The 26,770-nt window shown below is 59.0% G+C and carries 23 protein-coding genes; 17 read left to right on the top strand and 6 right to left on the bottom strand.

Annotated elements, in window-relative coordinates:
* Positions 1–62: 62 nt before the first annotated feature.
* From glmS to HWU94_RS03370, 3 genes are all read left to right on the top strand, one after another.
* A complete protein-coding gene (gene glmS / locus HWU94_RS03360; RefSeq protein WP_185174299.1) occupies positions 63–1,946 on the top strand; it encodes a glutamine--fructose-6-phosphate transaminase (isomerizing) in 1,884 nt (627 codons plus the stop codon).
* A gap of 132 nt (positions 1,947–2,078) precedes the next feature.
* Positions 2,079–2,516 (top strand): holo-ACP synthase, encoded by a 438-nt coding sequence (locus HWU94_RS03365; protein ID WP_185174300.1) that lies wholly within the window; start codon positions 2,079–2,081, stop codon positions 2,514–2,516.
* 1 nt (position 2,517) lies between these two features.
* Complete coding sequence (locus HWU94_RS03370) at positions 2,518–3,441, top strand: ADP/ATP-dependent (S)-NAD(P)H-hydrate dehydratase (RefSeq protein ID WP_185174301.1); 924 nt, start codon at positions 2,518–2,520, stop codon at positions 3,439–3,441.
* Between the two features lie 55 nt (positions 3,442–3,496).
* Here the strand turns inward: HWU94_RS03370 and HWU94_RS03375 are convergent, their stop codons facing one another.
* The 3 genes from HWU94_RS03375 to HWU94_RS03385 form a co-directional block, all read right to left on the bottom strand.
* Complete coding sequence (locus tag HWU94_RS03375; protein WP_244956010.1) at positions 3,497–4,969, bottom strand: sugar transferase; 1,473 nt, start codon at positions 4,967–4,969, stop codon at positions 3,497–3,499.
* A gap of 176 nt (positions 4,970–5,145) precedes the next feature.
* On the bottom strand, positions 5,146–5,922 hold the full coding sequence (locus HWU94_RS03380; RefSeq protein ID WP_185174302.1) for a phosphatase: 777 nt from the start codon (positions 5,920–5,922) through the stop codon (positions 5,146–5,148).
* 10 nt (positions 5,923–5,932) lie between these two features.
* Entirely contained in the window at positions 5,933–7,138 is a 1,206-nt protein-coding gene (locus HWU94_RS03385) for a glycosyltransferase (RefSeq protein ID WP_244956011.1), read from the bottom strand.
* Between the two features lie 116 nt (positions 7,139–7,254).
* Between HWU94_RS03385 and alr the strand changes: the two genes are divergently transcribed.
* The 9 genes from alr to HWU94_RS03430 all read left to right on the top strand — a co-directional run bounded on the left by alr (position 7,255) and on the right by HWU94_RS03430 (position 15,282).
* Positions 7,255–8,514, top strand: a complete 1,260-nt coding sequence (gene alr, locus HWU94_RS03390; RefSeq protein WP_185174303.1) for an alanine racemase — start codon at positions 7,255–7,257, stop codon at positions 8,512–8,514.
* 3 nt (positions 8,515–8,517) lie between these two features.
* Entirely contained in the window at positions 8,518–9,111 is a 594-nt protein-coding gene (tsaE, locus tag HWU94_RS03395) for a tRNA (adenosine(37)-N6)-threonylcarbamoyltransferase complex ATPase subunit type 1 TsaE (protein ID WP_185174304.1), read from the top strand.
* Positions 9,112–9,115: 4 nt separating this feature from the next.
* Positions 9,116–9,796, top strand: a complete 681-nt coding sequence (gene tsaB, locus HWU94_RS03400) for a tRNA (adenosine(37)-N6)-threonylcarbamoyltransferase complex dimerization subunit type 1 TsaB (protein WP_185174305.1) — start codon at positions 9,116–9,118, stop codon at positions 9,794–9,796.
* Positions 9,793–10,329: a ribosomal protein S18-alanine N-acetyltransferase gene (gene rimI / locus HWU94_RS03405; RefSeq protein ID WP_185174306.1), complete on the top strand. Its 537-nt coding sequence runs from the start codon at positions 9,793–9,795 to the stop codon at positions 10,327–10,329. The genes tsaB and rimI overlap by 4 nt, the downstream gene beginning before the upstream one ends.
* 58 nt (positions 10,330–10,387) lie before the next feature.
* Positions 10,388–11,488, top strand: coding sequence for a tRNA (adenosine(37)-N6)-threonylcarbamoyltransferase complex transferase subunit TsaD (gene tsaD / locus HWU94_RS03410; protein ID WP_185174307.1), 1,101 nt, complete (start codon positions 10,388–10,390; stop codon positions 11,486–11,488).
* Between the two features lie 427 nt (positions 11,489–11,915).
* Complete coding sequence (locus HWU94_RS11750) at positions 11,916–12,155, top strand: lactococcin 972 family bacteriocin (protein ID WP_185174744.1); 240 nt, start codon at positions 11,916–11,918, stop codon at positions 12,153–12,155.
* Positions 12,156–12,278: 123 nt separating this feature from the next.
* Positions 12,279–14,282 carry a hypothetical protein gene (locus tag HWU94_RS03420; RefSeq protein ID WP_185174308.1) on the top strand — a complete coding sequence of 668 codons (2,004 nt, stop codon included), beginning with the start codon at positions 12,279–12,281 and terminating at the stop codon, positions 14,280–14,282.
* Between the two features lie 8 nt (positions 14,283–14,290).
* Entirely contained in the window at positions 14,291–14,920 is a 630-nt protein-coding gene (locus tag HWU94_RS03425; RefSeq protein WP_221625861.1) for an ABC transporter ATP-binding protein, read from the top strand.
* Between the two features lie 11 nt (positions 14,921–14,931).
* On the top strand, positions 14,932–15,282 hold the full coding sequence (locus HWU94_RS03430; protein WP_185174309.1) for a hypothetical protein: 351 nt from the start codon (positions 14,932–14,934) through the stop codon (positions 15,280–15,282).
* Here HWU94_RS03430 and HWU94_RS03435 read toward each other — a convergent pair.
* The 3 genes from HWU94_RS03435 to HWU94_RS03445 all read right to left on the bottom strand — a co-directional run bounded on the left by HWU94_RS03435 (position 15,269) and on the right by HWU94_RS03445 (position 19,212).
* Positions 15,269–16,411 (bottom strand): glutamate--cysteine ligase, encoded by a 1,143-nt coding sequence (locus HWU94_RS03435; protein ID WP_185174310.1) that lies wholly within the window; start codon positions 16,409–16,411, stop codon positions 15,269–15,271. The two genes, HWU94_RS03430 and HWU94_RS03435, sit on opposite strands and share 14 nt — an antisense overlap.
* A gap of 110 nt (positions 16,412–16,521) precedes the next feature.
* On the bottom strand, positions 16,522–17,802 hold the full coding sequence (locus HWU94_RS03440) for a class I SAM-dependent methyltransferase (protein WP_185174311.1): 1,281 nt from the start codon (positions 17,800–17,802) through the stop codon (positions 16,522–16,524).
* 177 nt (positions 17,803–17,979) lie between these two features.
* The gene (locus HWU94_RS03445; protein WP_185174312.1) at positions 17,980–19,212 is read right to left on the bottom strand and encodes an MFS transporter; all 1,233 of its coding nucleotides are present in this window, start codon (positions 19,210–19,212) and stop codon (positions 17,980–17,982) included.
* Between the two features lie 274 nt (positions 19,213–19,486).
* On the opposite strand from HWU94_RS03445, the gene groES reads away from it, so the two are divergent.
* The 5 genes from groES (at position 19,487) to HWU94_RS03470 (ending at position 26,735) form a co-directional block, all read left to right on the top strand.
* Positions 19,487–19,774 carry a co-chaperone GroES gene (gene groES, locus HWU94_RS03450; protein ID WP_135013045.1) on the top strand — a complete coding sequence of 96 codons (288 nt, stop codon included), beginning with the start codon at positions 19,487–19,489 and terminating at the stop codon, positions 19,772–19,774.
* A 55-nt stretch (positions 19,775–19,829) separates the two neighbouring features.
* Positions 19,830–21,425 (top strand): chaperonin GroEL, encoded by a 1,596-nt coding sequence (gene groL, locus HWU94_RS03455; RefSeq protein ID WP_185174313.1) that lies wholly within the window; start codon positions 19,830–19,832, stop codon positions 21,423–21,425.
* A gap of 213 nt (positions 21,426–21,638) precedes the next feature.
* Positions 21,639–23,804 (top strand): acyltransferase family protein, encoded by a 2,166-nt coding sequence (locus tag HWU94_RS03460; protein ID WP_185174314.1) that lies wholly within the window; start codon positions 21,639–21,641, stop codon positions 23,802–23,804.
* Between the two features lie 174 nt (positions 23,805–23,978).
* On the top strand, positions 23,979–25,496 hold the full coding sequence (gene guaB, locus HWU94_RS03465; protein ID WP_185174315.1) for an IMP dehydrogenase: 1,518 nt from the start codon (positions 23,979–23,981) through the stop codon (positions 25,494–25,496).
* Between the two features lie 111 nt (positions 25,497–25,607).
* Complete coding sequence (locus HWU94_RS03470) at positions 25,608–26,735, top strand: GuaB3 family IMP dehydrogenase-related protein (RefSeq protein WP_185174316.1); 1,128 nt, start codon at positions 25,608–25,610, stop codon at positions 26,733–26,735.
* The last annotated feature ends 35 nt before the right edge of the window (positions 26,736–26,770 follow it).

Here is a 26,770-nt window from a genome sequence, read left to right on the forward strand (position 1 = left end):
GGTTGCGACACTGTGGCGGGGGTATCAGTAGGGAAAGAAAAACTTAGGGGTAAGATGAAAGCATGTGTGGAATCGTAGGATACGTAAGTCTCGGCACTGCCGCAGACGGTAAGAAATTTGACCATACCGCATACGATGTGGTTCTCGAAGGTCTGCGCCGCCAGGAATACCGCGGCTATGACTCGGCCGGTGTCGCGCTCATTGGTGACAACGGTATTGAATTCCGTAAGAAGTCAGGCAAGCTCGTTAATCTCGAAGCTGAAGTAGAAGCTAATCCGCTGCCTGCCTCATCTATTGGTATCGGTCACACCCGCTGGGCTACCCACGGTGGCCCCACCGACAATAACGCTCACCCGCACGTTGTCGACAATGGCCGTCTGGCAGTTGTGCACAACGGCATTATCGAAAACTTTGCAGAGCTGCGTGCTGAGCTGGTTGAAGAAGGCTGTGAGTTCAAATCACAGACCGACACTGAAATTGCAGCTAACCTGATTGCCTCCATTTACAACAAGCTGGAGAGTAAGGACCTCACCGAAGCCGTCCGCCAGGCATCAAACCGCCTTGAAGGCGCCTTCACCATCCTGGTCATCCACGTTGACCACCCTGACCGCGTTGTAGCAACCCGTCGTAACTCCCCCCTGGTTATTGGCCTGGGTGAAAACGAAAACTTCCTGGGTTCAGACGTTTCTGGCTTCATCGACTACACCAAGAAGGCCGTCGAAATGGGCCAGGACCAGATTGTTACCATCACCGGTAGCGACTACTCCATCATCGACTTCGAAGGCTTCCCCGCCAACGGCAAGGAATTTACTATCGAGTGGGACGCAGCTGCCGTTGAAAAGGGTGGCTTCGACTCCTTCATGGAGAAGGAAATCCACGAACAGCCCGCAGCTGTGCGTGACACCCTGCTGGGCCGTCTGGATGAAAAGGGTAACCTGACCCTCGACGAACTTAAGATTGACGACGCCACCCTGCGTTCCGTCAACAAGATTATCGTTGTCGCCTGTGGTACCGCAGCCTACGCTGGCCAGGTAGCCCGCTACGCTATCGAGCACTGGTGCCGCATCCCCACCGAGGTCGAGCTGGCCCATGAGTTCCGCTACCGCGACCCCATCGTAGACGAGAAAACCCTGGTCGTTGCCCTCTCCCAGTCCGGCGAAACCATGGACACCCTCATGGCAGTACGTCACGCTCAGGAACAGGGCGCCAAGGTTATTTCAATCTGTAACACCAACGGCTCAACTCTGCCCCGTGAATCCGATGCAGCTCTCTACACCCACGCGGGTCCCGAGATTGCAGTTGCATCCACCAAGGCCTTCCTCTCGCAGATTGCTGCTGCCTACCTGCTCGGTCTCTACCTGGCCCAGCTGCGCGGCAACATGTACAAGGATGAAATCCGTACCATCCTTGAAGAACTGCAGAAGATGCCCGAAAAGATTCAGGCTGTTATCGACAACGAGCAGCAGGTCAAGGACCTCGGCACCTCTATGAAGGACGCCAAGTCCGTGCTCTTCCTGGGTCGCCACGTTGGCTTCCCCGTAGCGATGGAAGGCGCCCTGAAGCTCAAGGAAATCGCCTACCTGCACGCCGAAGGCTTCGCAGCTGGCGAGCTCAAGCACGGCCCCATCGCCCTTGTTGAAGAAGGCCAGCCCATCTTCGTCATCGTCCCCTCACCCAACGGTCGCGACTCCCTGCACTCCAAGGTTGTTTCTAACATCCAGGAAGTCCGCGCTCGCGGTGCAGTGACCATCGTTATCGCTGAAGAGGGCGATACCGCTGTTGAGGAACATGCAGATCACATCATCCGCATCCCCGCCTCACCCAGCCTGCTCCAGCCCCTGCTGTCCACCGTGCCCCTGCAGATCTTTGCATGCTCTGTGGCTCACGCTAAGGGCTACGACGTTGACCAGCCCCGTAACCTGGCTAAGTCAGTAACCGTCGAGTAAAGCCTCTCTACACGAGTAGAGATAGGAACCCCGTACCCGGTAGGGTGCGGGGCTCGCTCTTTAAACTGATAGGCGGGAACGTAGAATGGGCAGAAGAAAGGCGGAGCTAGCAGGAGTGATGAGGAGATCCCCATGATAATTGGTACCGGTACTGACGTGGTCAATATAGCGCGGTTTGCTGAACTCTTGGAGCGTACTCCGGCCTTACACGAGCGGTTCTTTGCACCGGGGGAGCGGGGGCTACCCGTCCGGTCCCTAGCTGCTCGTTTTGCAGCCAAGGAGGCTGCTGCCAAGGCCCTGCGCGCCCCCGCCGGTCTGAACTGGCAGGATTGCTGGGTGGAGAAGGACGAGGACGGCGCCCCCTACCTGGTCGCACAGGGCACTGTAGCTCAGCGGGCAGCAGAACTAGGAATCAATCGTTGGCATCTCACGATGAGTCACGATGAGCCTGTAGCTACTGCAACTGTTGTGGCAGAGCACCTGAGCGATAGTGACCTGCTGACACTTTTGCGTTTGGATCCATCTGGTCGGGGGCTCATGCTAGCCCGCCAGGTAGAGGAGGAGGACTAGTGTGGCCAGAGCAAAAGAACTGACCTACTGGGATGTTGAACAATACGTTACTTCCCCCACTGCCTCATCTCATAAGTACACCCGCGGGGTGCTGGGTCTGCTGACCGGTAGCGATACCTACCCGGGTGCTGCCCTCATGTCTGCCCGGGCTGCCGTCAATACCGGGGTTGGCATGGTGCGGTTTGCTGGAACGTCCTCCCTGAACTTCCAGGTACAGCTGGCCGTGCCTGAGGCTGTATGTAGTGTTGGGGAAGCCGACAACCTGCGTGTAGACGCTTGGGCCCTTGGCTCAGGTATCGCCGGAGAATCACGAGAAACTGAGGCTCTGGCCGTCCTTACGGGAGGGCAACCGGCCGTTATTGACGCAGGGGCGATTTCCCTAGCTGCCCGGCTGGTAGCTGATGGGCTAGAGCTGGCGTCACACCATATTCTGACACCCCATGCCGGCGAGCTGGTTGATGCCCTGACCTGGCTTCTGGCCCTGGCACCGTCCGCGCTCCATGCCCTTGATCCCGAATTAACAGAGCCACCCACCCGGGAGCAGGTGGAAGCTGACCCATATAGCTTTGCAACCCTCCTAGCTCAGGCAACGCGGGCCACAGTGCTGCTCAAGGGCGGAACGAGCATCTTAGCCGCACCCACCGGTGAGCTCTTTCAGATAACCAGCAAGAACCACTGGCTGGCCACCGCCGGTAGTGGGGACACCCTCACCGGTATTCTCGGGGCTCTCCTTGCCCGGTATCAGGCAGAAGAATCCGCCCCCGGTGCCCTCTCAACTGACTATGCCAGGCTAGCGGGCGCCGCCATTCAGATACATCAGTTAGCAGCAGACCTGGTGCATGGAGCAGGGATTTCTGGCCCCACGCCACCAACCCTGGTAGCCCAGAATATTCCCGAGGCCGTAGCCATATTTCTTGAGAAGTAGACCTATAACAAAGGCCGGTTACCCTGACGGTAACCGGCCTTCTTGCATACGAGTCCTAGTAGGCGCCATCCTTAGCGAAGACCGCGCGGACGGTGCGGAAAAGAATGACGATATCGCTCATCACCGACCAGTTCTCAACGTAGTAGAGGTCTAGGCGAATAGACTCTTCCCACGAGAGATTCGAGCGGCCAGAGACCTGCCAGAGGCCAGTAATGCCGGGCTTGACCAGCAGGCGGCGGTAGGCGTCCTCTTCGTACTGTTCAACTTCAGAGGGCAGCGGGGGGCGGGGGCCTACCAGCGACATATCGCCGACAAAGACGTTCCACAGCTGAGGAAGCTCATCGATAGAGTACTTGCGGATAAACTTACCGATCTTAGTGATGCGGGGGTCGTCTGCCATCTTAAAGAGCACCCCATTACCCTCGTTCTGATCCATCAGTTCCTTTTTGAGCTCTTCGGCGTTGGTCACCATGGAGCGGAACTTAATCATGTGGAAGGGAGTGCCGCGGTAGCCGACGCGTTCCTGTAAGAAGAAGATGGGGCCGCCGTCCTTTTTGACCAGCAGGGCAACGGGGACGAGCAGGGGGGCCAGGAAAATCAGGCCAAGGCCCGATGCTACAACGTCGATAGCCCGCTTGACCAGAGCCTGCATGCCTTCAATACGGGGAGTATGAACGTGAATCAGGGGGATGCCGTTGAGCGGCTGGGTATGGATACGGGGGCCCGCGATATCGGTCATAGCGGGAGCCATGATAAGTGCGACGTGGGCAGCAGCTAGTGCCCATCCCAGACGGCGTAGCTCTGTGGGATTGAGCCCGTGACCGGTAGAAACCGCCACCGCGTGAATATTGTTCTCACGGACTACCTTAAGGACCTCGGCTGCATCGGGCGAGTAGCCCAGGGTCGGGATAGTCCCCTCGGCAAGCTGGGTGCCAGGACGCGAACGGGGCAGGTAGGCTGCTACCGGCGAGAGGCCTGAGGTGCGGGCCCCCTGGAGGGTCTTGTAGAGGTGCTCGCCCGAGGCTGAGTCACCGATAATCATGACGCGGGAAAGTGCGCGCCCCTTATACCGCCAGTGAACGAGCCAGCGGCGGACGCCCCAGCGGGCGCAGAGAAGCAGAACAATGCCGATGGGGTAGGCCAGCATAACGTAGGTGCGGGCAAAATCAATTTTGGTCAGATAGGAGAAGATCGCGATAACCGCAAAGAAGTAGGTTGTCGCTTTAGTGACGAGTCGGTATTCATCGACGCCATGGCCCAGGTAACGGATGTTCCGGCTATTGGCAATCGAGAGTGCAAAAAACCAGATAAGACCAAAGGCTACGCCGGTTCCTACATATCCTAGGGGCAAGGGGGTGCGGGCAGCGACTTCGGTATTCTGAAAGCCGAAGCTGATGATATGAGCCAGTGCGATAGTCACCGCAATAGTCAAAATATCGACTAGGTAAAGCGCAGCTTTGACCTTGGGATGCCAGGTGCGGCGGTTGCGCGTTTCTACCCACCGCTCCTCAATGTACTGTTCATTCACTAGTGTGTATTCCCCTAAAGATGGAGTCTGCTCCGGGTGCGAGAGTGAGGTGGGCAGACCTGTACGATTAGGCTTTTAATACTACAGTGTCAGCTGGCTTGAGAGCAGGTAAATATCCTGAAATATGCTTCACACTTTCAGCTGAAAGTAACTTGTTAGTGCTGGTCAGAGTGGTCTTAGCGGGTAAGTCCAGCTTCATGCAGGATAAAATCAATCACCGGTTCGTAGAGGTGCGGGGTGACGTTATCGTCCATGGGGACCGCAACGAGTATCTGCCCCTGTTCGGCGGAGACAAAAAGCCCGGGGTCATTGCAGTCGGCGATACCGATGGTCGGAATCCCCGCGGACGCCGCATAGCCGGCAAGCCCGTGGTCGGCGATAACAAGATCGGGGGTAATTCCCCGTTCTTGGAGCTGGGCGAGTGCTAGCTGCATGGGGCCGGGGAAGTGGGTGTGCTGCAGGTTGCCGTACTGCTCGAACATGATGACGTCAAAGATTTGGCGGATATCGCCGTCAAGAAAACGGTCGCCCTCCTCGATGGTCAGGACGGTCGCGCCGTAAGCTTTGGCCGCTGCTGCGAGGCGGGCGTAGATAGGGAAGAGCCCCGCGGGGTGGCCGGTAGCAAAGAGCAGGCTTTTGCCTGCCCGTACCGCGTCACCGAAGATACGGGCGTATTCGGCGAGGCCATCAATACAGAGATCAGCGCTGATGGTGTCTTGGCCCTCCCTGTGGTTGGGGTCGGAACTGGTGCCGACCCTGCGCGCCAGCAGCTCGAAGATGTCGTCGACGGTCCAGTCCCTGGTCCACTTCACACCGAACTCTAGGTGCTCGTTGCCCTCAACAAAGCCCTGCATATGGGCGAGGTTGTTCTCACGGGCGGTTGCTACCTGCCCGGTGATCCGGGATTTATCGAGGTAGGCTGCGAATTCTTGGCGGGTCATGGAAAAGGTCACGGGGTTCCTCCTAGGAGCGGGCAAGGGACTGGTAGAGCTGAATAAGGGTCTGGGCTGTTGCCTGCCAGGTAAAGTCGTGGGCGCGCCGGGCCCCGGCTTGCCCTAATGTGAATCGACGCTGCGGGTCTCTCACAAGCTGCTCGATGGTGTCCGCCCAGGCGGCGGGCGTCCGCTGGGCTACCAGCAGACCGGTGACGCCGTCAGCTACTGCTTCCATGAGCCCGTCCACCTTGCTAGCGAGCACCGGGGTGCCGCAGGCAGAGGCCTCTAGGGCAACCAGGCCAAAGGTTTCTGAGGATGAAGGGCAGGCTACGATGTCGGCCTTTCGGAAAGCCTGGGCGAGATCGGGGGTGGGCATCGAGGGAAGTAGGCGGACGTGCTCGCCTAGTCCCAGCTCTTCTGCTCGGGTATCGAGATCCTGTTCATAGTTTGTGCCGGAGGTTCCAATGATGTCGAGGGTAACGTCCAGCTCTCGCGGAAGTAGGCCGAGGGCTTCAACCAGCAGATGAGGGCCCTTGAGGTGCTGGGGGCGGCCGGCAAAGACCAGGTGGGCTGCGCCGTCCTGCCCTTCGTGAAGAGGGCGGACGCCCTCGCGTGGGGAGAAAACAGAAAGGTCAACGCCGGGGGCTACCGTCACCAGTTGGGATTCTTGTGCCCCGTAGAAGTCGCGCATCTGGGCTGCCTCATACTCCGTATTGACTACTAGAGCGGCGGCCCTACGGACAAGTGCCTGCTCACCGCGCAAACGTACCTCGGGCTCTGGACGCTCGCCCTCACCCAGCCGGTCATTTTTGGCAGCTGCGGTGGTGTGCATTGTATGAGCGAGCGGTACCTGCGGGTAGGCTGCAAGGGCCGCCAGGCCCGAGAGCCAGTAGTGGCTGTGAACCAGCTGGGGCGGTCGCGACGCTATAGCCCGAACGGCCATAGCAAAGCCCGGAACCAGCTCAGGTAAATCTTCCTTACGGGCTCCTTCAGCCTCAGGCAGGTAGAGAGCGGTAACGGTGGCCCGCTCGTGATACCGTACCTGCCCAGCTTGCTGGCGGTCAGTTGCCAGCGTAAAAACTTCCACGGTCAGCTGGGGGTTGACCTCAAGAAGGGCCGCCAAAGAACGCTCAATATAGACGTTCATGCCGCCAGCATCCCCTGATCCAGGTTGGGCCAGGGGTGAGGTATGCAGCGAAAAGATATGCAGGTGCAGCGGAAAAGAAAAACTCACACCTCTACTCTACCCCTGCCACATCTGCCCGCGCCCTGTAGACGTCAGCGCAGGTGCGCTAACGGCAAACTCAACTAAGCTAGAGAAGAAAAGACCCTACGCCCAAGGATGACACCGTGTCTATCGACAGCCTCTACCGCGCCCACGGCTTCGTGCCCCTTGACGCTCCCACAGACGCAGAACGCCTCGCCGTCATCGACCTGGATGCCGTCGAACATAACGTCCGGCGCATCAAAACCCTCATCGGGCAGCGCGCCCTCATCGCCGTGGTCAAAGCGGACGCCTACGGGCACGGGGCTCTCGACGTAGCCCGATCAGCAGTGGCGGCAGGAGCTGACTACCTGGGGGTCGTCCACGTCAAAGAAGCCCGCACACTCCGCGCCGGCGGTGTTACAGCCCCCATTATCGCCTGGCTCCACACCCCTCGAACTGACTTTTCCCAAGCCCTCACAGACAACCTCGAATTGGGCGTCTCAAGCACCTGGGAACTTGACACCATTGCAACCACCCACCGTGTCAGCGGGCGGTACGAGCCGATCAAGATTCATCTCAAAGTAGATACCGGCCTAGGCCGCAACGGTGTGACCATGAGCGAACTACCGGCGCTCGCCGCTGCCGCCCGCCAGCTCGAAGAGGACGGGGTGCTGCAGGTGGTTGGGGTCTTCTCCCACCTGGCAGTAGCTGACGAACCAGAACGTACCGAAACAGCAGAGCAGTCCCAGACCTTCGACCGGGCACTAGATATCCTGCACTCTGCCGGCCTGCGACCGACCCTGCGCCACCTTGCTAATACTCCCGCGACCTTCAGCGCGGCGTCCGTTGGCGCAGAAGAAGGCCTGCTGCGGGACGCCGTCCGTGTGGGTCTCGGTCTCTACGGGCTGTCACCCCTACCCGGGAAGACCCCCGCTGACCTGGGGCTCAAGCCGGTCATGCACCTGCAAACCTTCATCAACGCGGTCAAGGAAGTCCCCGCAGGCCAAGGCGTCTCCTACGGCCTCAACTACGTGACCGACAAACCCACGACCCTGGCCTTGGTACCGGTTGGCTACGCGGACGGCGTTCCCAGAGTCGCAACCAGCGGGCCGGTCCGTATCTACCCGGCCTCCGGCCCCTCCCGAACCTACCGAGCAGTGGGCCGAATCGCCATGGACCAGCTGGTCGTAGACCTCGGTGAACCCGGTTTGGCTGATCCCGCAGCGGGCTTCCTGGGTGCCCCCGCCGTCCTCTTCGGAACCGGCGACAACCCGCCTGTCACCGACTGGGCAGAAGCCTCCGGAACGATTAACTACGAAATCGTCACCCGCATATCCCCGCGCGTCACCCGCATCAGCGTCGGCGGATCCTGGCGCCAGCGCGACACCGAAAGCGAGCAGTAAACCGTGACCGACCGCGTCCTTGACCTTGAAATCACCGGCCCCGAGCACACCCGTGCCATCGCCCTGGCCCTAGCGCCCCTGCTTACCTCGGGCGACGTCCTGATTCTCACCGGCGAACTGGGAGCCGGCAAAACCACCTTCACCCGCTCCCTCGGCGAAGGACTCGGCGTACGTGAGGGGGTCATCTCACCCACCTTCGTCCTCTCCCGCGTTCACCCCAATCTACCCGACGGCCCCCGCCCCGGCGGGCCTGACCTCGTGCACGTTGACGCCTACCGACTCGCCAGCTCAGAAGAACTTGACGACCTCGACCTCGAATACTCCCTTGACCGGTCCGTCACCGTCATCGAATGGGGCCGTGACAAAGCCGAACACCTCTCAGAATCTATTCTCGATCTGGAATTTACCCGGGTGACAGGCGCAGACCTGGCCGAGACCGACCCCTACCAGCTTTACGCCCCAGGCCAAGAAACTGAGCGCGACGATGAGGAGGGAAACCCCGAACCCCGCCGCCTACGATTGATAGGCCAGGGGCCCCGATGGGAGGCAATCTGGCATGATCTCACAGACACCCTGACCTCAGTGGGGCTAAACTAGGGGAGTGCTTTTACTCGCTCTTGACTCATCTGCAACTGCCTCGGTAGCCCTAGGCTCCTACGAGGGCGGTACCTTGACCCTCCTTGCTCACCGGGCTACCACCGATACCCGCTCACACGCTGAGGTCATGTCGCCTTTCGTGGAGCAGGTCTTAGCCGAAACCGGCTACCGGGGGAATGACCTTGATGCCCTGGTTGCTGGCACCGGCCCCGGCCCTTTTACCGGCTTGCGCGCAGGAATCGTGACAGCCCGCACGCTGGCTTTCGCCTGGGGTAAGCCCCTTTATGGCCTGATGAGTCTGAATGCTTTGGCGGAAGCCGCGGCAGATACCGCCCGTACCCGGGGGCACCAGAAGTTCCTGGTCGCCAGTGATGCCCGCCGCCGCGAGATTTATTCCGCAGTCTACGAGCTGACCGACACCGGCTACACCCTGCTTGAGGGCCCCACCGTGGGTTCTGCTTCACAGACACCCCAGCTACCTGTCTACGGATTTGGCGCAGGCCTTTACCCTCGGGACCTCGCGAGCCAGGAGGACTTTGAGACCCTCCAGCCCGATGCCCGCACCCTGTTGGCCGCCGCCTGCCGGTTAGGGGTGGAGAACCTGAGCCAGGACACCTCCGCCCTCTACCTGCGTGAATCCGATGCCAAGGTACCGGCTACCCGCAAGAAGGCCCTGGGCTCATGAGCCTAGCCGCCCTGCCCACCGGTCTAGCGGGCGGAGTCACCGCCCGGCCCATGACCCTGCACGACATTCCAGCCGTCCACACCCTAGAGCTTGCGCTCTTCCCCGCCGATGCCTGGCCCCTGGACATGTTCCTGGCTGAAATCACCCACCCCAGCCGGGCCTACATCGTACTTGAAACACCGGCCAGCGACACCGAACCAGCCCAGGTGATTGGCTACGCCGGGTGTATGAGCCTTGCCGATACCGCCGACGTGCAGACCATAGCCGTGGTGCCAGCCTACGAAGGCCGCGGTTACGGGCGGGCCATGCTGGACTATCTGGCCAGGGAAGCCGGCGCCCGGGGAGCCGAAAAAATCATGCTCGAAGTACGAGCCGATAACCCCCGCGCCCAAGACCTCTACCGGCGCAACGGCTATGAGCATATTCACACCCGCCGCCGCTATTACCGCGATGGGGTGGATGCTCTGATTATGAGCCGAGAACTCCCGTCCGCGCCCGAAGCAGACTCCGCAGGTAGCCGAACCTCAGCCTAACCCCGCACCAGGCCCGGCCTCAGCCCGGCCCCAGAAACCTAAGCAAAGAAGACCCACCATGACAGACCAGCCCCTTGTCCTTGGCATCGAATCGTCCTGCGACGAAACCGGCATCGGTATTGTGCGCGGACAGACCCTGCTGACCAACACCGTGTCCTCCTCCATGAACGAGCATGTCCGCTTTGGCGGCGTGATCCCCGAGATCGCCTCCCGCGCGCATTTGGACGCCCTGATCCCTGCCCTAGGTGCAGCTCTGGACGAAGCCGGGGTAACCCTGGATGAGATTGACGCTATCGCCGTGACCGCAGGCCCAGGCCTTGCCGGTGCCCTCATGGTGGGAGTTTCAGCGGCTAAAGCTCTGGCTACCGCAACAGGTAAGCCCCTCTACGGCATCAACCACCTGGTAGCTCACGTCGGAGTGGGCTTGCTCGATGACTGCGGTATTGAAGGCCACACCGCTGACTTTCTGGACGGTCTACCCGCCAGCGGGTTAGGCGCACTGCTCGTTTCTGGCGGGCACACCGAGATTCTGGCGGTCCGGGATATCACCAGTGATGTAGAACTGCTGGGTGCCACCCTTGATGATGCCGCCGGTGAAGCCTACGACAAGGTAGCCCGGCTGCTGGGCCTGCCCTACCCTGGCGGGCCTGCGATTGACCGGGCTGCGGCTCAGGGCGATGGCACCGCCTTTGCCTTCCCCCGCGGCCTATCTACCCGCAAATTTATGGGAACCGCCGAAGAACCCGGCCCTCACCGCTATGACTTCTCTTTCTCCGGCCTCAAAACCGCTGTGGCTCGTGTGGTGGAAGGCTTTGAAGCGCGTGGTGAAGAAGTGCCCGTGGCTGATATTGCCGCCAGCTTCCAAGAAGCGGTGGTCGATGTGATTACCCGCAAAGCCATGCTGGCTTGTACCGAACGCGGCATTGATACTCTGCTTCTAGGCGGTGGCGTGGCGGCGAACTCGCGCTTGCGCTCGCTGACTGCGCAGCGCTGTGCAGAGAATGGGATTAAGCTGGTGATCCCTCAACTGAGCCTGTGCACCGATAATGGGGCCATGGTTGCGGCGCTGGGCGCCCGGCTAGTGGCTGAGGGGCGTGCCCCCTCCGGCATTGACTTTACGGCTGATTCTTCGCTACCTGTTACCACGATTGCGGTCTAGTTCTCTAGCCTTGGAGAGCGGTTGCTCAGATGCAGAGTCGGGAACCTATGACAAGTCGGCCTTTGTAATGATTTGACCATGAAGCCAGTAAATAGGAAATGTCTTTTTTTGAATAGCTAGTGTGGAATCTAGCGGGAAATTAAAGATTGACAGCCTTTTTGAGTGGCTTATATCATAATTTGTAGGTTCGGCGCTGAAACCTACCCTTACCCATCTGGGGTTGGTCTATGGTGATCATCCCCTAAAGTGAAAGGATTTCCCCTGATGGTTTTTGGAAAGAAAATTCTTGGTACCCTGAGCGCCCTTACGCTCTTGTTCGCTTTTACCCCGGTGAATGCCTATACTGGAGCCCCCCCCGTCCGATAATGCGGCGGCGGTGAGTTCCGTTGGTGAGTTTGCTAACGAAAAATCTGTATCGCCGCAGTGGATGGCTCCAGGGCAGAATGTACAGCATCCCCGAGAAGGAGGAACCTGGGAGTATGGTTTCTGGGATGTTCATGTTCGCTCCTACTACACAGTGAATCGTTGTCACGGAAGCACGGTAGTTCATTCGAGCGGTCGGTCCATGCGTTCTATCGACACCGCGAGCGGGCAGCGTTCTATAGCGCATGTTTGGGCTATCAATGGACCCGGTAGTAACGCTTCATATTTTTACCGCGTCTGCTAGATATAGCTTCGCAGGATTGAGCATGTAGATTTTGGATACAACATAACATATGTAGTCTGGCTGGAGTGGCGTCTCTCTGGCCAGACTCACATAAGCCTTGAATATAACTCCGGGTGATAGATAATGCGTTGGATAATTCGCTTAACCGCCTTTTTTCTGGCCCTTACAGTAGCTGTTTTAAGCCTTCAGCTAGTAGAAGCGGGGCAAAAAGATTATCCTCTGGGTGCCCAAGAAGCCTATAAACTTAAATTGGTAGCTAAGATAGCCCCGAAAGAAGAGCTCCTTCAAGACCTGCAAGAACTTACGCAGAAATATCAGGTTACCCTTGTAAGACCAATTCTCGATGAAGAGAATGAAGTACATAACCTTGCATGGTTCGGGGATGATTTACCTAAGAATCTGCAAATTAATTCACAAGAACATATTTACTGGCTCTCAGATCCGGAGCCCGGAACTGTTTTACCTGCTACAGAGCTTGCAGGTTCACCGATTAACGGTACCTACTATTCACTAACGGTAGCCCCTGAGAGTTTTAAGCAAGAGATTATTGCCTGGTCGCAGGAGATGGGGTTAGAAGTATCTTTCAGCGCGATAGAACCCAAGCCACTACTACCTGTTGCGGTCCTCTTTACTACCGCCATCGGTAACACGGTTCTAGCTCTGCTGGTACTCCTATTTGCCCTGATTGTTGCCTGGGTTATCTCAACTTCAAAAGCGCAGAGTACGTACCTTCTAGGGGGTATCCAGCCTTGGAGGATTCAGGCAATCTATACGTTTAAAGGTTCCCGCTGGTGTCTGGAGGGAATCCTGTGTGCGGGGCTTGCTGTTCTCGCCTATAAAATCTTTACCGGCTACCAAGACCAGCTTCTGCTGATGGCTGGGACACTGGCACAAGCTACCCTCTTGAGCGTACTGATGGCTCTTGTCCTTCTTTCCCTGGTGCTCTTTTCGGCGCGCCCCTCACTTGTGCATTTGGCTCATAGGACTTTCCCTTATGGAAAACTGAAATGGATAGGTGCTGTTGCTAGGCTTGCTGTTCTTGTTCTTATCATGATTATTATGCCGGGAACCCTCAACCAGGCAATCTCTGCTTACCGCTACCAGCAGGATCAGGGAATCTGGGAGAACTACCAGGATCTCTACGTCGTATCCCTCAAAAACCTGTACGAGGAAAACTTTGATCAGGATAGCCAGGTGATGGATGATTTTATCTCTCTCGTAAACCAAAATAAGACTAGCTATTTAGCTCTTAATCTTGGGGACATGATTGAGATGCAACCGGACATGCTTGGGGGATATGAGGCTATTATTGTTGTCAATCGTGAATGGCTTCAACGGCAAAATATTCAGCTAGAAGGTGCAGAGAAATCTAACGCAATTCAGGAGCTGAGCGCCCAGGACCTTCCCCAGTGGTTGATCGGGACCGCTGATCAGCCAGGGCAGATGTCCCTATGGTTGCGTGACGGAATAAGCCCAGAAGAGGCATTCAGCTATTACGTTTATCTAGGGCAAGAAGTCTTTATCCCGGGTACTGATAGCGCTTATGGTGGGGAAATCCATCATATTGACAACGCTATTTTCATTGTTCCTGATAAGTCCCTAGAAAGTTTGAGTACAGGTGGTTTCCTAATACCCGCTATGTCCAGCGGAAACCTCTTTTTCTCTGGAAAAGATAATCTTGAGAGCTATTCTTTGGAAACTGGGTTTAGCAGATATATTTTTGCAATTGATTCGTTTGCGCAGTCAGGCTTGGAGGTTCTTAAGGAATACAGAGAATACTTGAAGTATTATGTGGTCTCTCTTATAGCGCTCTGTCTCGCTGTTCTTTATACCTCTTACCAGAGTGCCGCTGTGTGGTCCAATATCTATAAAAAACGGATATTTACACTAAGAACCTCCGGCATTGGCTATTACGCCCTCATTAAGAAAGAGATTGTACGGGAACTGACTCTTGCAGGTGCTGTAATCCTAGCGCTGGCAATAGCCCGGTTGTTCTTCAACCCCGGTATAGCCTTAGAAATCCTTACCGTAACTGTTCTTTCTCTGTTTGCTTTCTGTGTTGCCCTCTATCTGAGCTACCTCAACCGCGCTAGGGCAAGCTTCGCTCAGGTATCTCAAAGAAAGTAGAATCTACTATGATGCATTACCAAGTTCAACATTTGTCACATTCTATTGATGGTACGACTATATTTGAAAATTTTTCTTTAGATATTGCAGAACCGCAGATGGTGGCTCTTACAGGCCCCTCGGGCAGCGGGAAAACCACCCTGCTTAATTGCCTGGGGCTGATTCTCAAAGCTAGCGCTGGAGAGATTCACATCGATGGTGAAAACGCACACCTGTGGTCAGAAAAGCAAAGGTTAGCTTTTTGGAGAGAGTCTGTTGCTTTTATCTACCAGGACTACGGCATTATTGATGAAGAAAATGTGTCCTATAACGTTTCCCTCACTGGTTCTAACACCGCTACATCACAGGTGCTGGCGGCCCTCGATAGGGTAGGGATTGCTCATCTAGCAAACACGAGAGCAGTCAAGCTTTCCGGCGGCGAAAAACAGCGTCTGGGTATAGCGCGGGCTATCTATAAAAACGCAAAGATTATTTTTGCTGATGAACCTACAGCTTCCCTGGACGCCCACAACCGGCAATTGGTGCTGAACTATTTGAAAGAACAAGTTGCTGCCGGGTCGATAGTCTTGGTGGCAACCCACGATGAGGAACTAGCTACCCAGTGCGACAGAGTAGTTAGCTTGGCAGGTAGGCACTAAAAGGAGAAAAGATGAAGAAGCAACATAAAATTCTTGCACTGCTTGCCGGGCTTGCTCTACTGATTGTTGCGATTCCAGTAGCGCTAGGTTTTTCTTTTGGAAAATCTGGTGAAGTGGTTCGACCGGGTTGCGATTGGATGTCTACCCCTGAACAAGTAGATCAAGCACTTGCACAGTACAAGGATTTAACCCAAGAAATAGAGGCTCTGGGTGAAGGTATCTCTGTAACCAAGACTCTTGCCTGCGATGACGAGAAAGCACTGATTACTATCAGCTACACAGACAAAGGGGACTTTCAGAAGATTTCCGATGCTCTGCAAGAACCCCGCTACGATGCAAGCATAGAAGTTATCCGCCGCTGATTGCCTGGGCTACCAGGTCGTCGACCACTGCCCTCAAATCTCCCCGGTTCTCGTGTGCTACCCGGCGCTGGCGCTGATAGCCAGCCCCGGTCAGGCAGATTCGCTCCACGTCCGCCAGTTCAGTTGAGCAGCCCAAATCAGTAGCGATACCCTCTAGCTTGTTGAGGAGCCCTAGGGTGTCGTCGGTGATCAGGCGTTCGGTGTTCTGGTTATCGAGAATGACGATGGCCTCGGTGCCGTAGCGGGCGGCCCGCCACTTGTTTTCCTGCACATGCCAGGGCTTAAGAGGCTCAATCCGTTTGCCTGCATCCAGTTGGCGGGAGAACCACTCCACCAGGCACTGGGTAAAGGCGGTCAGGGCGGTGATGTCACGAATAGAAGCCAGCCCGTCGTAGGCCCGCATTTCAATGGTGCCGTACTTAGGTACGGGGCGGACGTCCCACCGGTTTTCGCTGGGGTCATCAATGACGCCGGTGACTACCAGGTCGTTAAGGTAGTCCTCGTAGTCTTCCCAGCGTTCGAAAGTGAAGGGCAGGCCCGAGGTGGGCAGCTGCTGGAAAATCTGGGCCCGCTGGGAGGCAAACCCGGTATCTTCCCCTTCCCAGAAAGGGGAGGAGGCTGACAGGGCCAGCAAGTGGGGGTAGAAGTTGGTGAGCCCGTTGAGCACCGGCAGGGCTTTCGCACGGGAATCGACCCCGGTGTGCACATGTACCCCGTAGATGATTTGACGGCGGCCCCAAAACTGGGAACGGTCGAGCACCCGCAGGTAGCGATCCTTATCAACGACTTTTTGGTCCAGGGCCCGGGAGAAGGGGTGGGTGCCGGCAGAGAAGAAGGCTAGGCCCAGGTGGTCGGTAACGGATTTCAGGACGCCGGTGGCCTGGGAGAGCTGGTCGGCGGCCTCCGCAGGGGTTCGGCAGATGCCGGTGACAAGCTCAACGGTATTATTCAAAAATTCGCCGGTGATATGGGCCCGGTCAGGGGCTGCTTCAAGAACCTGTGGGTGCTGTTCTTTCAGTAGCGCTAGCACTTCGTCTGCGCGGGAAGCCAGTTCGCGGGTTTCGGGGTCGAGGAGGGCGACCTCCCATTCCACACCAATCGTGGACTGGTCTGATGGCTGAAAAATCATGCGCTGGCTCCAGGGTCTCGGTGCGGTGCTGGTTCTATCTTAGGGGCAGGGGCTAGCGCAGAAGAATCCGGCTCACTCTATGACGCCGCTGGTGAGATAGACGTAATAAACTAGGCTGGCTCAGCCCAGATGGCCAGGCGCTGGGAGGCTGCGCCCTCGCCCAACCGGGTCAGGATGAGAACGGCTTCTTTCGCGGCAGTTCCCTTTTTCTTTTTCACCCCGGCGAGCAGGGTTGCCCGGAGCTTTTCAGGAACCACATCGACTCCCCGCTTTTTGACGGTCAGGGCGGTAACGCCCTGCTCTTTGACCCAGCGGCGCAACTTTTTCTCGTTGAGAGGCATGGTACCCAGGACGCGGTAGGCCCGGCCTAGCGGGCTAGTGGCGAGGGAATCTGAGGTCAGGTAGGCGATATTCTCATCAAGCAGGGTAGCCCCAATTGCTCGGGCAAAGTCTGCCACCAGGTGGGAGCGCACCACCGCGCCGTCGGGCTCAATCAGGTAAGCACCCAGCTCAGTGATCTCAACCGGATCTTCATCAGCTGACGCTGCAAGCGGTGAACTTATCTCACCCAGCACCTGCCGGGTGGTGGCGTCCGCCCCCAGTACTGTAGCTGACCGGGCAATCCCGGGGCGGGCCAGGGCATTGAACCAGAGCACCACCTCAACCACGGACCCGCCGTGGCTGACCCACTCGGCCTCCACCCTGTTTGGAATGGCCTCGTGGGGCAGGCCCGGGCCTAGCTTGACCCCCATAGGAATTCCGGTTGCCGCCAGCTTCTGCAGAAAGGAAAAGGGTGGGGAGAAAGCTTCAGGGTCAAAAAGGCGGGAGGTGGTAGAGCCACCTTCAATCTCTCGGCGGGCTGGGTCTAGCCAGAGAGCGGCGACGTGCTCGCCGCTCACGGTGGTAAGTTTTTCGAGCTCAACCTGTTCTACATCGCCCACGAGCACCTGGGCGGACGGGTAGGGGGAGAGATTGTGGGCGGTCAGGGCTGCCGTAGCGGGGTCGAGCTCAACGGACGTCACCGCTAACCCTGCGCGGGCAAAGGCGAGGGAGTCTGCCCCCAGGCCGCAGCCTAAATCAGCAACTGAGGTAAGTCCGGCCTCGATGAAGCGGGCGGCGTGGTGGTCGGCGACGGCGGTGCGGGTGGCCTGCTCATAGCCGGCCTCGGTGAAAAGCATGTGCGAGGCTTCTTCCCCGAACTTGGTAGCCCCCAGGGTGCGAAGACGGGCCTGGGTCAGCAGGGCTGATGAGTCCTCGGCGCTGATGCCCTGAGCCCGGAGCCTGGAGACCGCCTGCAGGGAGTCAGCGGGGTTGTAGGGGACGAGCTGGTCAAGGGTTGCTAGCTGGTCAGCTGAGAAAGGGTGAGCACCGGCGCGGGGGAAAAAGGTCATGTGTCCAGTTTAAAGGTTTGGGCGGGGAAGACCCGCTGGTTCAGAAAGAGGAGGGGCGGGGGAAGACCCGCTAAAAGCCGACTGGCTGGGTCTGGCGTGAATCGGGCGAGCCCTCCAGGGCGAGCCCGAGAGGGTCAGTCGGCGCAAGCGGGTCTACCCCGCCCCGTCTCCAACCAATTAAATTCCAGAACGCGCTTCGTCCTGTCCCTTATCTGCCCTTCTCCCTGTAGGCAGCTTTGTGATGGGCTGGGTGGCCAGTGCCCAGACAGCTCCGCCCAGGGCGCTAGAGCCGATGACGGTAAAGGCCACTGGGAGTGAAGAGATCAGCATGATGCCAGAGACTGCCAGGGGCCCTGCGACGATGGCGACCTGGGAGAACATAGACCAGATGGAGAGGAATTTGGCGCGTCCGATGTTGGGGGAGAGGTCGGCGCCGATGGTCATGTTGATGCCGGCGCCGAAGCCGTTGCCGATGGCCATAAGGGCTAGACCTGTGATGAAGCCAGCGCTGGTGGGTAGTAGGGGAACGAGGATGAAGCCGGTGCCGAAAATGCTGAGGCAGAGGGCGAGGACGGCGGAGCGTCCTACTCGGTCTTTGAGGTAGCCTCCGGGGATCATGAGGACCATTTCGAGGGCTGATCCCAAGGCGATGGCTAGGGCGATCTGTGAGTCGTTCCACCCTAGGTGTAGGCCCCAGAGGGCGGCGACGATGGGTTGGGTTACTCGGCTCATGGCGAGGGTAATAATGCCGAGGCCTGCGACCCAGACGGCGGGCCAGCGGACGGCTAGGGCGAGGTCTTCTTCGGTGCGGTTTGAGCGAGCTGTGCTGGTGGCGGTATCGAAACGTTGGTTCAGTTTGCGGATGCGCAAGCAAAGCGTGGCTGCGACGACGAGGGCGAGGGCGAAGAGGAAGACCGTCCAGGGGGGAAGCCAGAGAAGGAGGAGGGCTGAGGCGAGGGGCCCGGCGAGGGCACCTGCTCGTTGGGCGCCGCCGAGGGCGGTCATGGCTTTGCCACGGTCTTGGGCAGCGACAGTTTCTGCTAGTACGGATTGCCGGGCGAGCCCCCATGCGACGGTGGCTGGCACGCGAGCAACGTGGGCGAAAAAGTAGAGCCATAGAGCCCCTGCCAGGGGTAGGGCGAGGGAGAGCGCTGAAAGGGTGAGGGCTCCAGAGGCGCTGAGGGTTGCCCAGGTCATGGCTCGTTTGTCGCCTACACGGTCGATGCCTGCCCCTACCGGGACGGTGCAGATGAGGGCGAGGCCGCCCGCGGCGGCTACCAGCAGGGAGGCGAGTTCGGGTGAGGCTCCTAGCCTGATAGCTGCAATGATTTGGATGGGGACGACGGCCCCGAAGCCGGCTGCGAAGAGGAAGGAAGGGACGAGTACCGGCCAGAAGATGAGTTTGAGCATGTTTGCCTTTCTGCCGGGTTTTGGGGCTTTCAACCTGTATTTTATTGCACATCAGTGGTGATGCTGGCGGTGCGCTGTCTGCGAAACCGGCGCCTTATCTTGCCCGTAGGGGGTGAGGGGAATAAAGTTTTAGTTAGCACTTGACCGCTGACAGTGCTAAATCGGCAGCCGGTAGCACCGCGACGATACCAGGTGTAGCCGTCTTAGCACCCCCACGGTCACCCCCCCCCCCATAAGTTTTACGCTGAGACCTCACTTGAAGGAGTACCTCACCATGGCTATCAAGCCCCTCGAAGACCGCATTGTCGTTCAGATCGTTGAAGCAGAGCAGACCACCGCATCAGGTCTGGTAATCCCCGATACCGCTAAGGAAAAGCCCCAGGAGGCTAAGGTTATCGCTGTTGGCCCCGGCCGCATCGACGACAAGGGTAACCGCATCCCCGTTGACGTAGCTGAAGGCGATGTCGTTATCTTCTCCAAGTACGGTGGCACCGAGGTTAAGTACGGTGGCGCTGAGTACCTGATTCTGTCAGCCCGCGACGTACTGGCTGTCGTTTCCTAAGTTTTCGCTGTTTCTACCGAATACAACACGAAACACGAGAAAGAAGTAAGGATTCATGGCAAAACAGCTTGAATTCAATGATGATGCGCGTAAGCACCTGCAGGCAGGCGTCGATAAGCTTGCTAACGCTGTCAAGGTGACCCTGGGCCCCCGCGGCCGTAACGTGGTGCTTGATAAGCAGTGGGGCGCACCCATCATTACCAACGACGGTGTATCTATTGCCCGCGAGATTGAACTGGAAAACCCCTACGAAAACCTGGGTGCCCAGCTTGCTAAGGAAGTAGCTACCAAGACCAACGATGTTGCTGGCGACGGTACCACCACCGCAACCGTCCTGGCCCAGGCTCTGGTTTCTGAGGGCCTGCGTAACGTCACCTCGGGCGCTGCTCCTGGTGAGGTTAAGCGCGGCATCGAGACCGCTACCAAGCTGGTGTCAGAGCGCCTGCTGGCTAACGCCCGCGAGGTAACCGGCGAAGAGGTTGCCCACGTGGCAGCTATTTCTGCCCAGTCACCTCAGATTGGTGAGCTGCTCTCTGAGGCCTTCAGCAAGGTAGGCCAGGACGGCGTTATCACCATCGAGGACGGCTCCACCACCGAGATTGAGCTCGAAGTAACCGAGGGTATGCAGTTCGATAAGGGCTACCTCTCACCGTCCTTCGTCACCGACCCTGAGCGTGCTGAGGCCGTTCTCGAGAACACCGCAATCCTGCTCTACCAGGGCAAGATTTCCACCGTGGCTGAGATTATGCCCGTACTCGAGAAGATTGTTCAGGCTAAGAAGTCCCTGACCATCATCGCTGAGGACGTGGACGGCGAAGCTCTCTCCACCCTGGTCGTTAACAAGCTGCGCGGCAACCTCGATGTTGTTGCGCTGAAGGCACCCGGTTTTGGTGACCGCCGTAAGGCGATTTTCCAGGACCTGGCTATCCTGACCGGCGGCACCGTTATTACCGGTGAACTGGGTATTTCCCTGGACGCCGTCACCCTGGACCAGCTCGGTTCAGCCCGCCGCGTGACCGTCACCAAGAACAACACCACCATCGTTGATGGCGGCGGATCTTCTGAGGCTGTTGCTGAGCGCGTTGACCAGCTCCGTGCTGAAATTGAGCGTGTGGACTCCGAATGGGACCGCGAAAAGCTCAAGGAACGCCTTGCCAAGCTGGCCGGTGGCGTGGGCGTCATCAAGGTGGGTGCTGCTACCGAGGTTGAGGCCAAGGAACGCAAGCACCGCATCGAGGACGCCGTGTCCTCCACCCGCGCAGCACTCGAAGAGGGCATCGTCGCAGGTGGCGGTACCGCCCTGGTTCACGCTCTGGCAGCCCTGGACGGCGTTGAGCTCGAATCCCGCGATGCCCAGGTGGGTGTAGGCATTGTCCGCCGCGCCCTGGTTCAGCCCCTGCGCTGGATTGCGGAGAACGCCGGCGAGGACGGCTACGTGGTCACCTCCCGTGTGGCAGATATGCCCATCGGTCACGGCTTCAACGCCGCAACCGGTGAATACGAGGACCTCATCGCCCGCGGCGTCATCGACCCCGTCAAGGTCACCCGCTCAGCCCTGGAAAACGCAGCGTCCATCGCTGCTCTGGTGCTGACGACCGAGACCCTGGTTGTCGAAAAGCCCGAGGAAAAGGACGAGGACGAAGCCAAGTAAGGCTCCGCTCCAAGGTTCCTTCCCCGGAGCCCCTTTCGGGTACAGCACATCCCGCTCTTGCAGTGACTAACACCGTAAGGGCGGGATTTGCTTTTTAAAGCAATTTTCCAGCCACCGAGAGTAACATTTTTAACTTGGTGTCATCCTGCTCGTTACCCCTCAGCAACCGACCTTTTGGCACCAGACGATTGTCAGCAAAGGAGGTAGACCGCGGTGCCCCACCCAGCAACCGAGGCCAGACCAGCCACCGGTACCATCGCAACCGTCACTCGTTCAGCAGAACGCACCTGGCGCCCCGAGATCCAGGGGCTGCGCGCACTCGCCCTCTTGCTGGTCGCCGCCTACCATTTCTGGTTTGGTCGTGTATCGGGCGGTGTCGATGTCTTCCTGTTGATTTCGGCGTTTTTGTTGACCGGCTCTTTTGCTCGCAAGATTGAGCAGGGCAAGCTGGTAGGGCCCGGCACCTGGTTCGGCCTAAAGACTCTGGTGGCCTATTGGGTTCATGTCTTTAAACGTTTGCTACCCCTGGCGTCTATCACCGTTGTTCTGACCCTCTTGGGCACCTACTTCTTTATTCCGGCAGAGCGTTGGCTGTCGATTGCCGATGAGGCAAAGGCCGTGATTCTGTACCAGCACAATAACTGGTCGATTGAGAACGCGGTGGACTACTACGCAGCTGATACCTCCCTGGCCTCCCCATTCCGTCACTTCTGGTCGCTATCGGTTCAGGGACAAATCTATGTACTGTGGCCGGTGCTGATGGTTGCCCTCGCCCTGGTGTTGGGTAAGCGAATGAGAGACTCTGCCCGTTGGGCTTTAAGCGGTGCCTTTGCAGCCCTCTTTGTGCTGTCCCTGTCCCACTCGATTGAGGTCACTGCTGCTAACCAGCAGGCGGCCTATTTCGAAACCGAGGCCCGCCTGTGGGAATTCGCGCTGGGTTCCTTGGTGGCTCTCTGGCTGCCCGTCCTGAAATTACCGCCGCTAGTGCGTGCTGTGCTGGGCTGGGCTGGGATTGCGGCGATTATCGCCTGCGGCTTTGTGCTGGACGTCAACGGCACCTTCCCCGGTTATGTGGCGCTGTGGCCCACCCTGGCGGCCTCGCTCGTCATTATCGCCGGAGATACAGGCACCCGGTTCGGGCCGGAAAAACTCCTCACCGCCAAACCTCTGCTGGCCCTGGGAGGTTTCTCCTACGCCCTGTACCTGGTGCACTGGCCCATTCTCGTGTTCTACCTATCCCAGACCCGCCAGGAAAAGGCAGGGTTCTGGGCTGGGCTTGGCCTGCTTCTTCTCTCGGGCGTTATCGCATGGGCTCTGACCCAGCTGGTCGAAAAGCCCCTGCGGGACTGGGCCCTACCTAACCGGTCCATGACAGCGGGGCTAGTGACCGGTGCGCTATGCATAGGCCTTGCTTTAGGGCCCTCCTACGCCTGGCAGTCATCCATCTACCGGCAGGCCGAGCAAGCTGAAGCTAACCGCACCCTCAATAACGTGGGGGCGGCAGTGCTACAGCCCGACTACGAGTACACAGGGGAAGAAGACGCCCCCGTCATCCCCATCCGTGCCGTGTTCGATGCGGATTGGGCTGACCTGGGCACAGCCTGCACTGACGTGACCCCCGAGCTGGCCGTTCCCGATTCTCTTGCCGGGGACTGCACCTACGTCGCCTACTCACCCCAACCCAGCCGAACCATCGTGGCCTGGGGTAACTCCCACATGCAGATGTGGATGACGGCCATGCGTCCGCTCGCCCAATCCCAGGGCTGGACGGTCATCGCTCTGACCCGCCCCGGCTGCTTCCTCGGTGAAACCGACAACACCGCCTACGCTAGCGGGTTTGAGTGCGATACCTGGGCAACAGACAGCGCTGCCTTCATCCAGGATCTTGCCCCCGATACCGTCCTGCTGCACGGCACCAAGTCAGAACCCAACCTGCCCGACACCCCGCTGCTCGATGCTGAAAGCCGTATCGCGGAACTTACCGGTGCTGGCATCCAGGTTCTGGGCCTGCGCGACACTCCGCGCATGGAAACCATGCACAAGGACTGCATGGACGCCTTCGGCACGGCGGACGACTGCGTCATGAGCCCCGGCCAGGACGTCACCGCCAACCCCCTCAGTTCCCTCGAAGAAACCTACCCGGGTTTTGCTGCCCTCAACCTCTCTGACCTGATTTGCCCCGAGAACGCCTGCCCGGTGTCCATCGGTAACATCTACACCTACTTCGACTACGACCACATCACCGCAACCTATATCGAAACCCTGGGCCCCTACTTCGACCCGCGCGTGCTCGAAGCCCTGGGAAAAGCCGACGCTAGCTCGCAGGCACATGCCCAACTAGTACCTGCCGGAAGCGCCCCCTACGAGGCTGTGGAATAGAAACGGCGGGGGAGGGGTTTCACTCAGTACGAACAGGGACGAAACCCGTGATGTGAGCAAGCGGCAGTTAGCTGTCTGGGCCCTACGCTCGCGCATCGGGGCTAACCCGACTAAGATTAAAACCAGTGTCGCTAAGCGCCCACCTGAATACCCTCGAAAGGTAGCGAACCCTTCATGACTACTCCCACTGCACTGAGCGAAGACCCCTTCGGCTTCACCGGCCTTACCTACGATGACGTGCTGCTCCTGCCCGGCAACACCGACGTCATCCCGTCAGATGCAGACACCACCACCCGCCTGACCAAGCGCATCTCCATCGCCTCACCGATTATCTCGGCTGCGATGGACACCGTGACCGAGTCAGCCCTGGCTATCGCCATGGCTCGCCTGGGCGGTATGGGCGTGATCCACCGTAACCTTTCCATCGCTGACCAGGCCGACCACGTCGACCGCGTCAAGCGCAGCGAATCGGGCATGATTACCAACCCCGTCACCGTTGGCCCCGACGCCACCATCGCCGAGCTCGATGCCCTGTGCGGCCACTACAAGGTTTCGGGCCTTCCCGTTGTGGATGAGAACAACGTGCTGGTCGGTATCATCACCAACCGCGACACCCGCTACCTGCCCGAGTCCACCTTTGAGACCACCCGCGTGCGCGACATCATGACCAAGATGCCGCTCATTACCGGCCACGAGGGCATGAGCAAGGACGAAGCCTTCGCCCTGCTGGCAGAAAACAAGATTGAGAAGCTGCCCCTGATCGACAAGGACGGCAAGCTCACCGGCCTGATTACCGTCAAGGACTTCACCAAGAGCGAGCAGTACCCCCGCGCCACCAAGGACGAGGACGGCCGCCTGCGCGTTGGCGCGGCTATCGGCTTCTTCGGCGACGGCTACGAGCGCGCCATGACCCTGGTTGAGGCAGGCGTTGACGCCCTCTTCGTTGATACCGCTAACGGCCACTCCCAGGGCGTGCTCGATATGATTGCCCGCCTGAAGAAGGACCCCGCCACAGCCCACGTTGATGTTGTGGGTGGCCAGGCTGCTACCCGCGCTGGCGCCCAGGCTATCATCGACGCCGGTGCCGACGCGGTCAAGGTTGGCGTTGGCCCCGGTTCCATCTGCACCACCCGCATTATTGCCGGTGTTGGCGTACCCCAGATTACCGCTATCAATGAGTCAGCTAAGGCTGCTATCCCCGCCGGTGTTCCCCTGATTGCGGACGGCGGCATGCAGCACTCCGGCGAAATCGGCAAGGCCCTGGTGGCGGGTGCAGATTCGGTGATGCTGGGCTCCTTGCTGGCAGGTACCGCTGAATCACCCGGCGACCTCATTTTCGTCAACGGTAAGCAGTTCAAGGCCTACCGCGGCATGGGCTCCCTGGGCGCTATGCAGTCCCGCGGCGGCAAGAAGTCCTTCTCTAAGGACCGCTACTTCCAGGCCGATGTGTCCTCCGAAGAGAAGCTGATTCCCGAGGGCATCGAGGGCCAGGTACCCTACCGCGGCCCCCTGTCCTCCGTACTGCACCAGCTCGAAGGCGGTCTGCGTCAGACCATGTTCTACGTCGGTGCCCACACCGTTGAAGAACTCAAGAACAAAGGCCAGTTCGTGCGCATTACCTCAGCAGGTCTGAAGGAATCACACCCCCACGACATCACCATGACCGTCGAGGCCCCCAACTACCGTCGCTAAACTGTAGCGGCCAGCCCCGGTTCTCTCACCCCTGCGGTGAGGGGCCGGGGCTTCCGAACGTTACCACGCTCGTTTGCACCAACCGGCCTACCACCGGTGAAAGGAAGATCCATGACCGACATCCAGATTGGTATGTCCAAGCGCGCCCGCCGCACCTACTCACTCGATGAAATCGCCCTGGTACCTACCCGCCGTACCCGCGATGCCCATGACGTGAACCTTAGCTGGCAGATTGACGCGTTCAAGTTCGACACCCCCATCATCGGTGCCCCCATGGACTCTGTGATGTCACCGGCTACCGCCATTGCCCTAGGCAAGCTCGGTGGGCTCGGCGTCCTCAACCTTGAGGGCCTGTGGACCCGCTACGAGGACCCCCAGCCCCTGCTCGACGAAATCAACGCCCTGCCCGCTGACGATGCCCCCGCCGCCACCCGCCGCATGCAGGAAATCTACGCTGAGCCCATCAAGGCTGAGCTGATTACCGCCCGCCTGGCAGAGATCCGTGACTCGGGCGTCATTGTCGCCGGCTCACTGACCCCCCAGAACACCCAGGAGTTCTACCAGACCGTGGTCAAGGCCGGCGTTGATCTCTTCGTGATTCGTGGTGCGGCAGTCTCTGCCCAGCACGTTTCATCCCGCCGCGAGCCCCTTGATCTCAAGAAGTTCATCTACGAACTCGACGTCCCCGTCATGGTCGGTGGCGTGACCGGTTACACCCCGGCTATGCACCTGATGCGTACCGGTGCTGCCGGTGTGCTGGTAGGTTTCGGCGGCGGTGCCGCCCTGACCACCCGCCGCGGCCTGGGCATTCAGGCTGCCATGGCCACCGCGATTTCCGACGTTGCTGCTGCGCGTTCTGACTACCTGGACGAGTCCGGTGGCCGCTACGTGCACGTGATTGCGGACGGCTCCCTGGGTCGCTCCGGCGATATGGTCAAGGCACTGGCGATGGGCGCGGACGCCGTCATGATTGGCGCGCCGCTGGCCCGCGCAGCCGAGGCTCCCGGCGCTGGCTGGTACTGGGGCAACGAAGCTCACTCAGCTGACTTCCCCCGCGGCATCCGCACCTACCAGGGCACCGTAGGCTCCCTAGAAGAGGTGCTCTACGGCCCCTCAGCCCACACCGACGGTAGCGCTAACCTGGTGGGCGCTCTCAAGCGAGCACTGGCAACCTGCGGTTACACCGACCTCAAGTCCTTCCAGCGCATCGACGTCAACGTCACCCCCTACGTCAAGTAGATGACGTCCCGGCCCCGTGCACCTAGCTGTCCTAG

The organism is Rothia nasimurium, from assembly GCF_014217215.1.
Lineage (GTDB): Bacteria > Actinomycetota > Actinomycetes > Actinomycetales > Micrococcaceae > Rothia > Rothia avistercoris.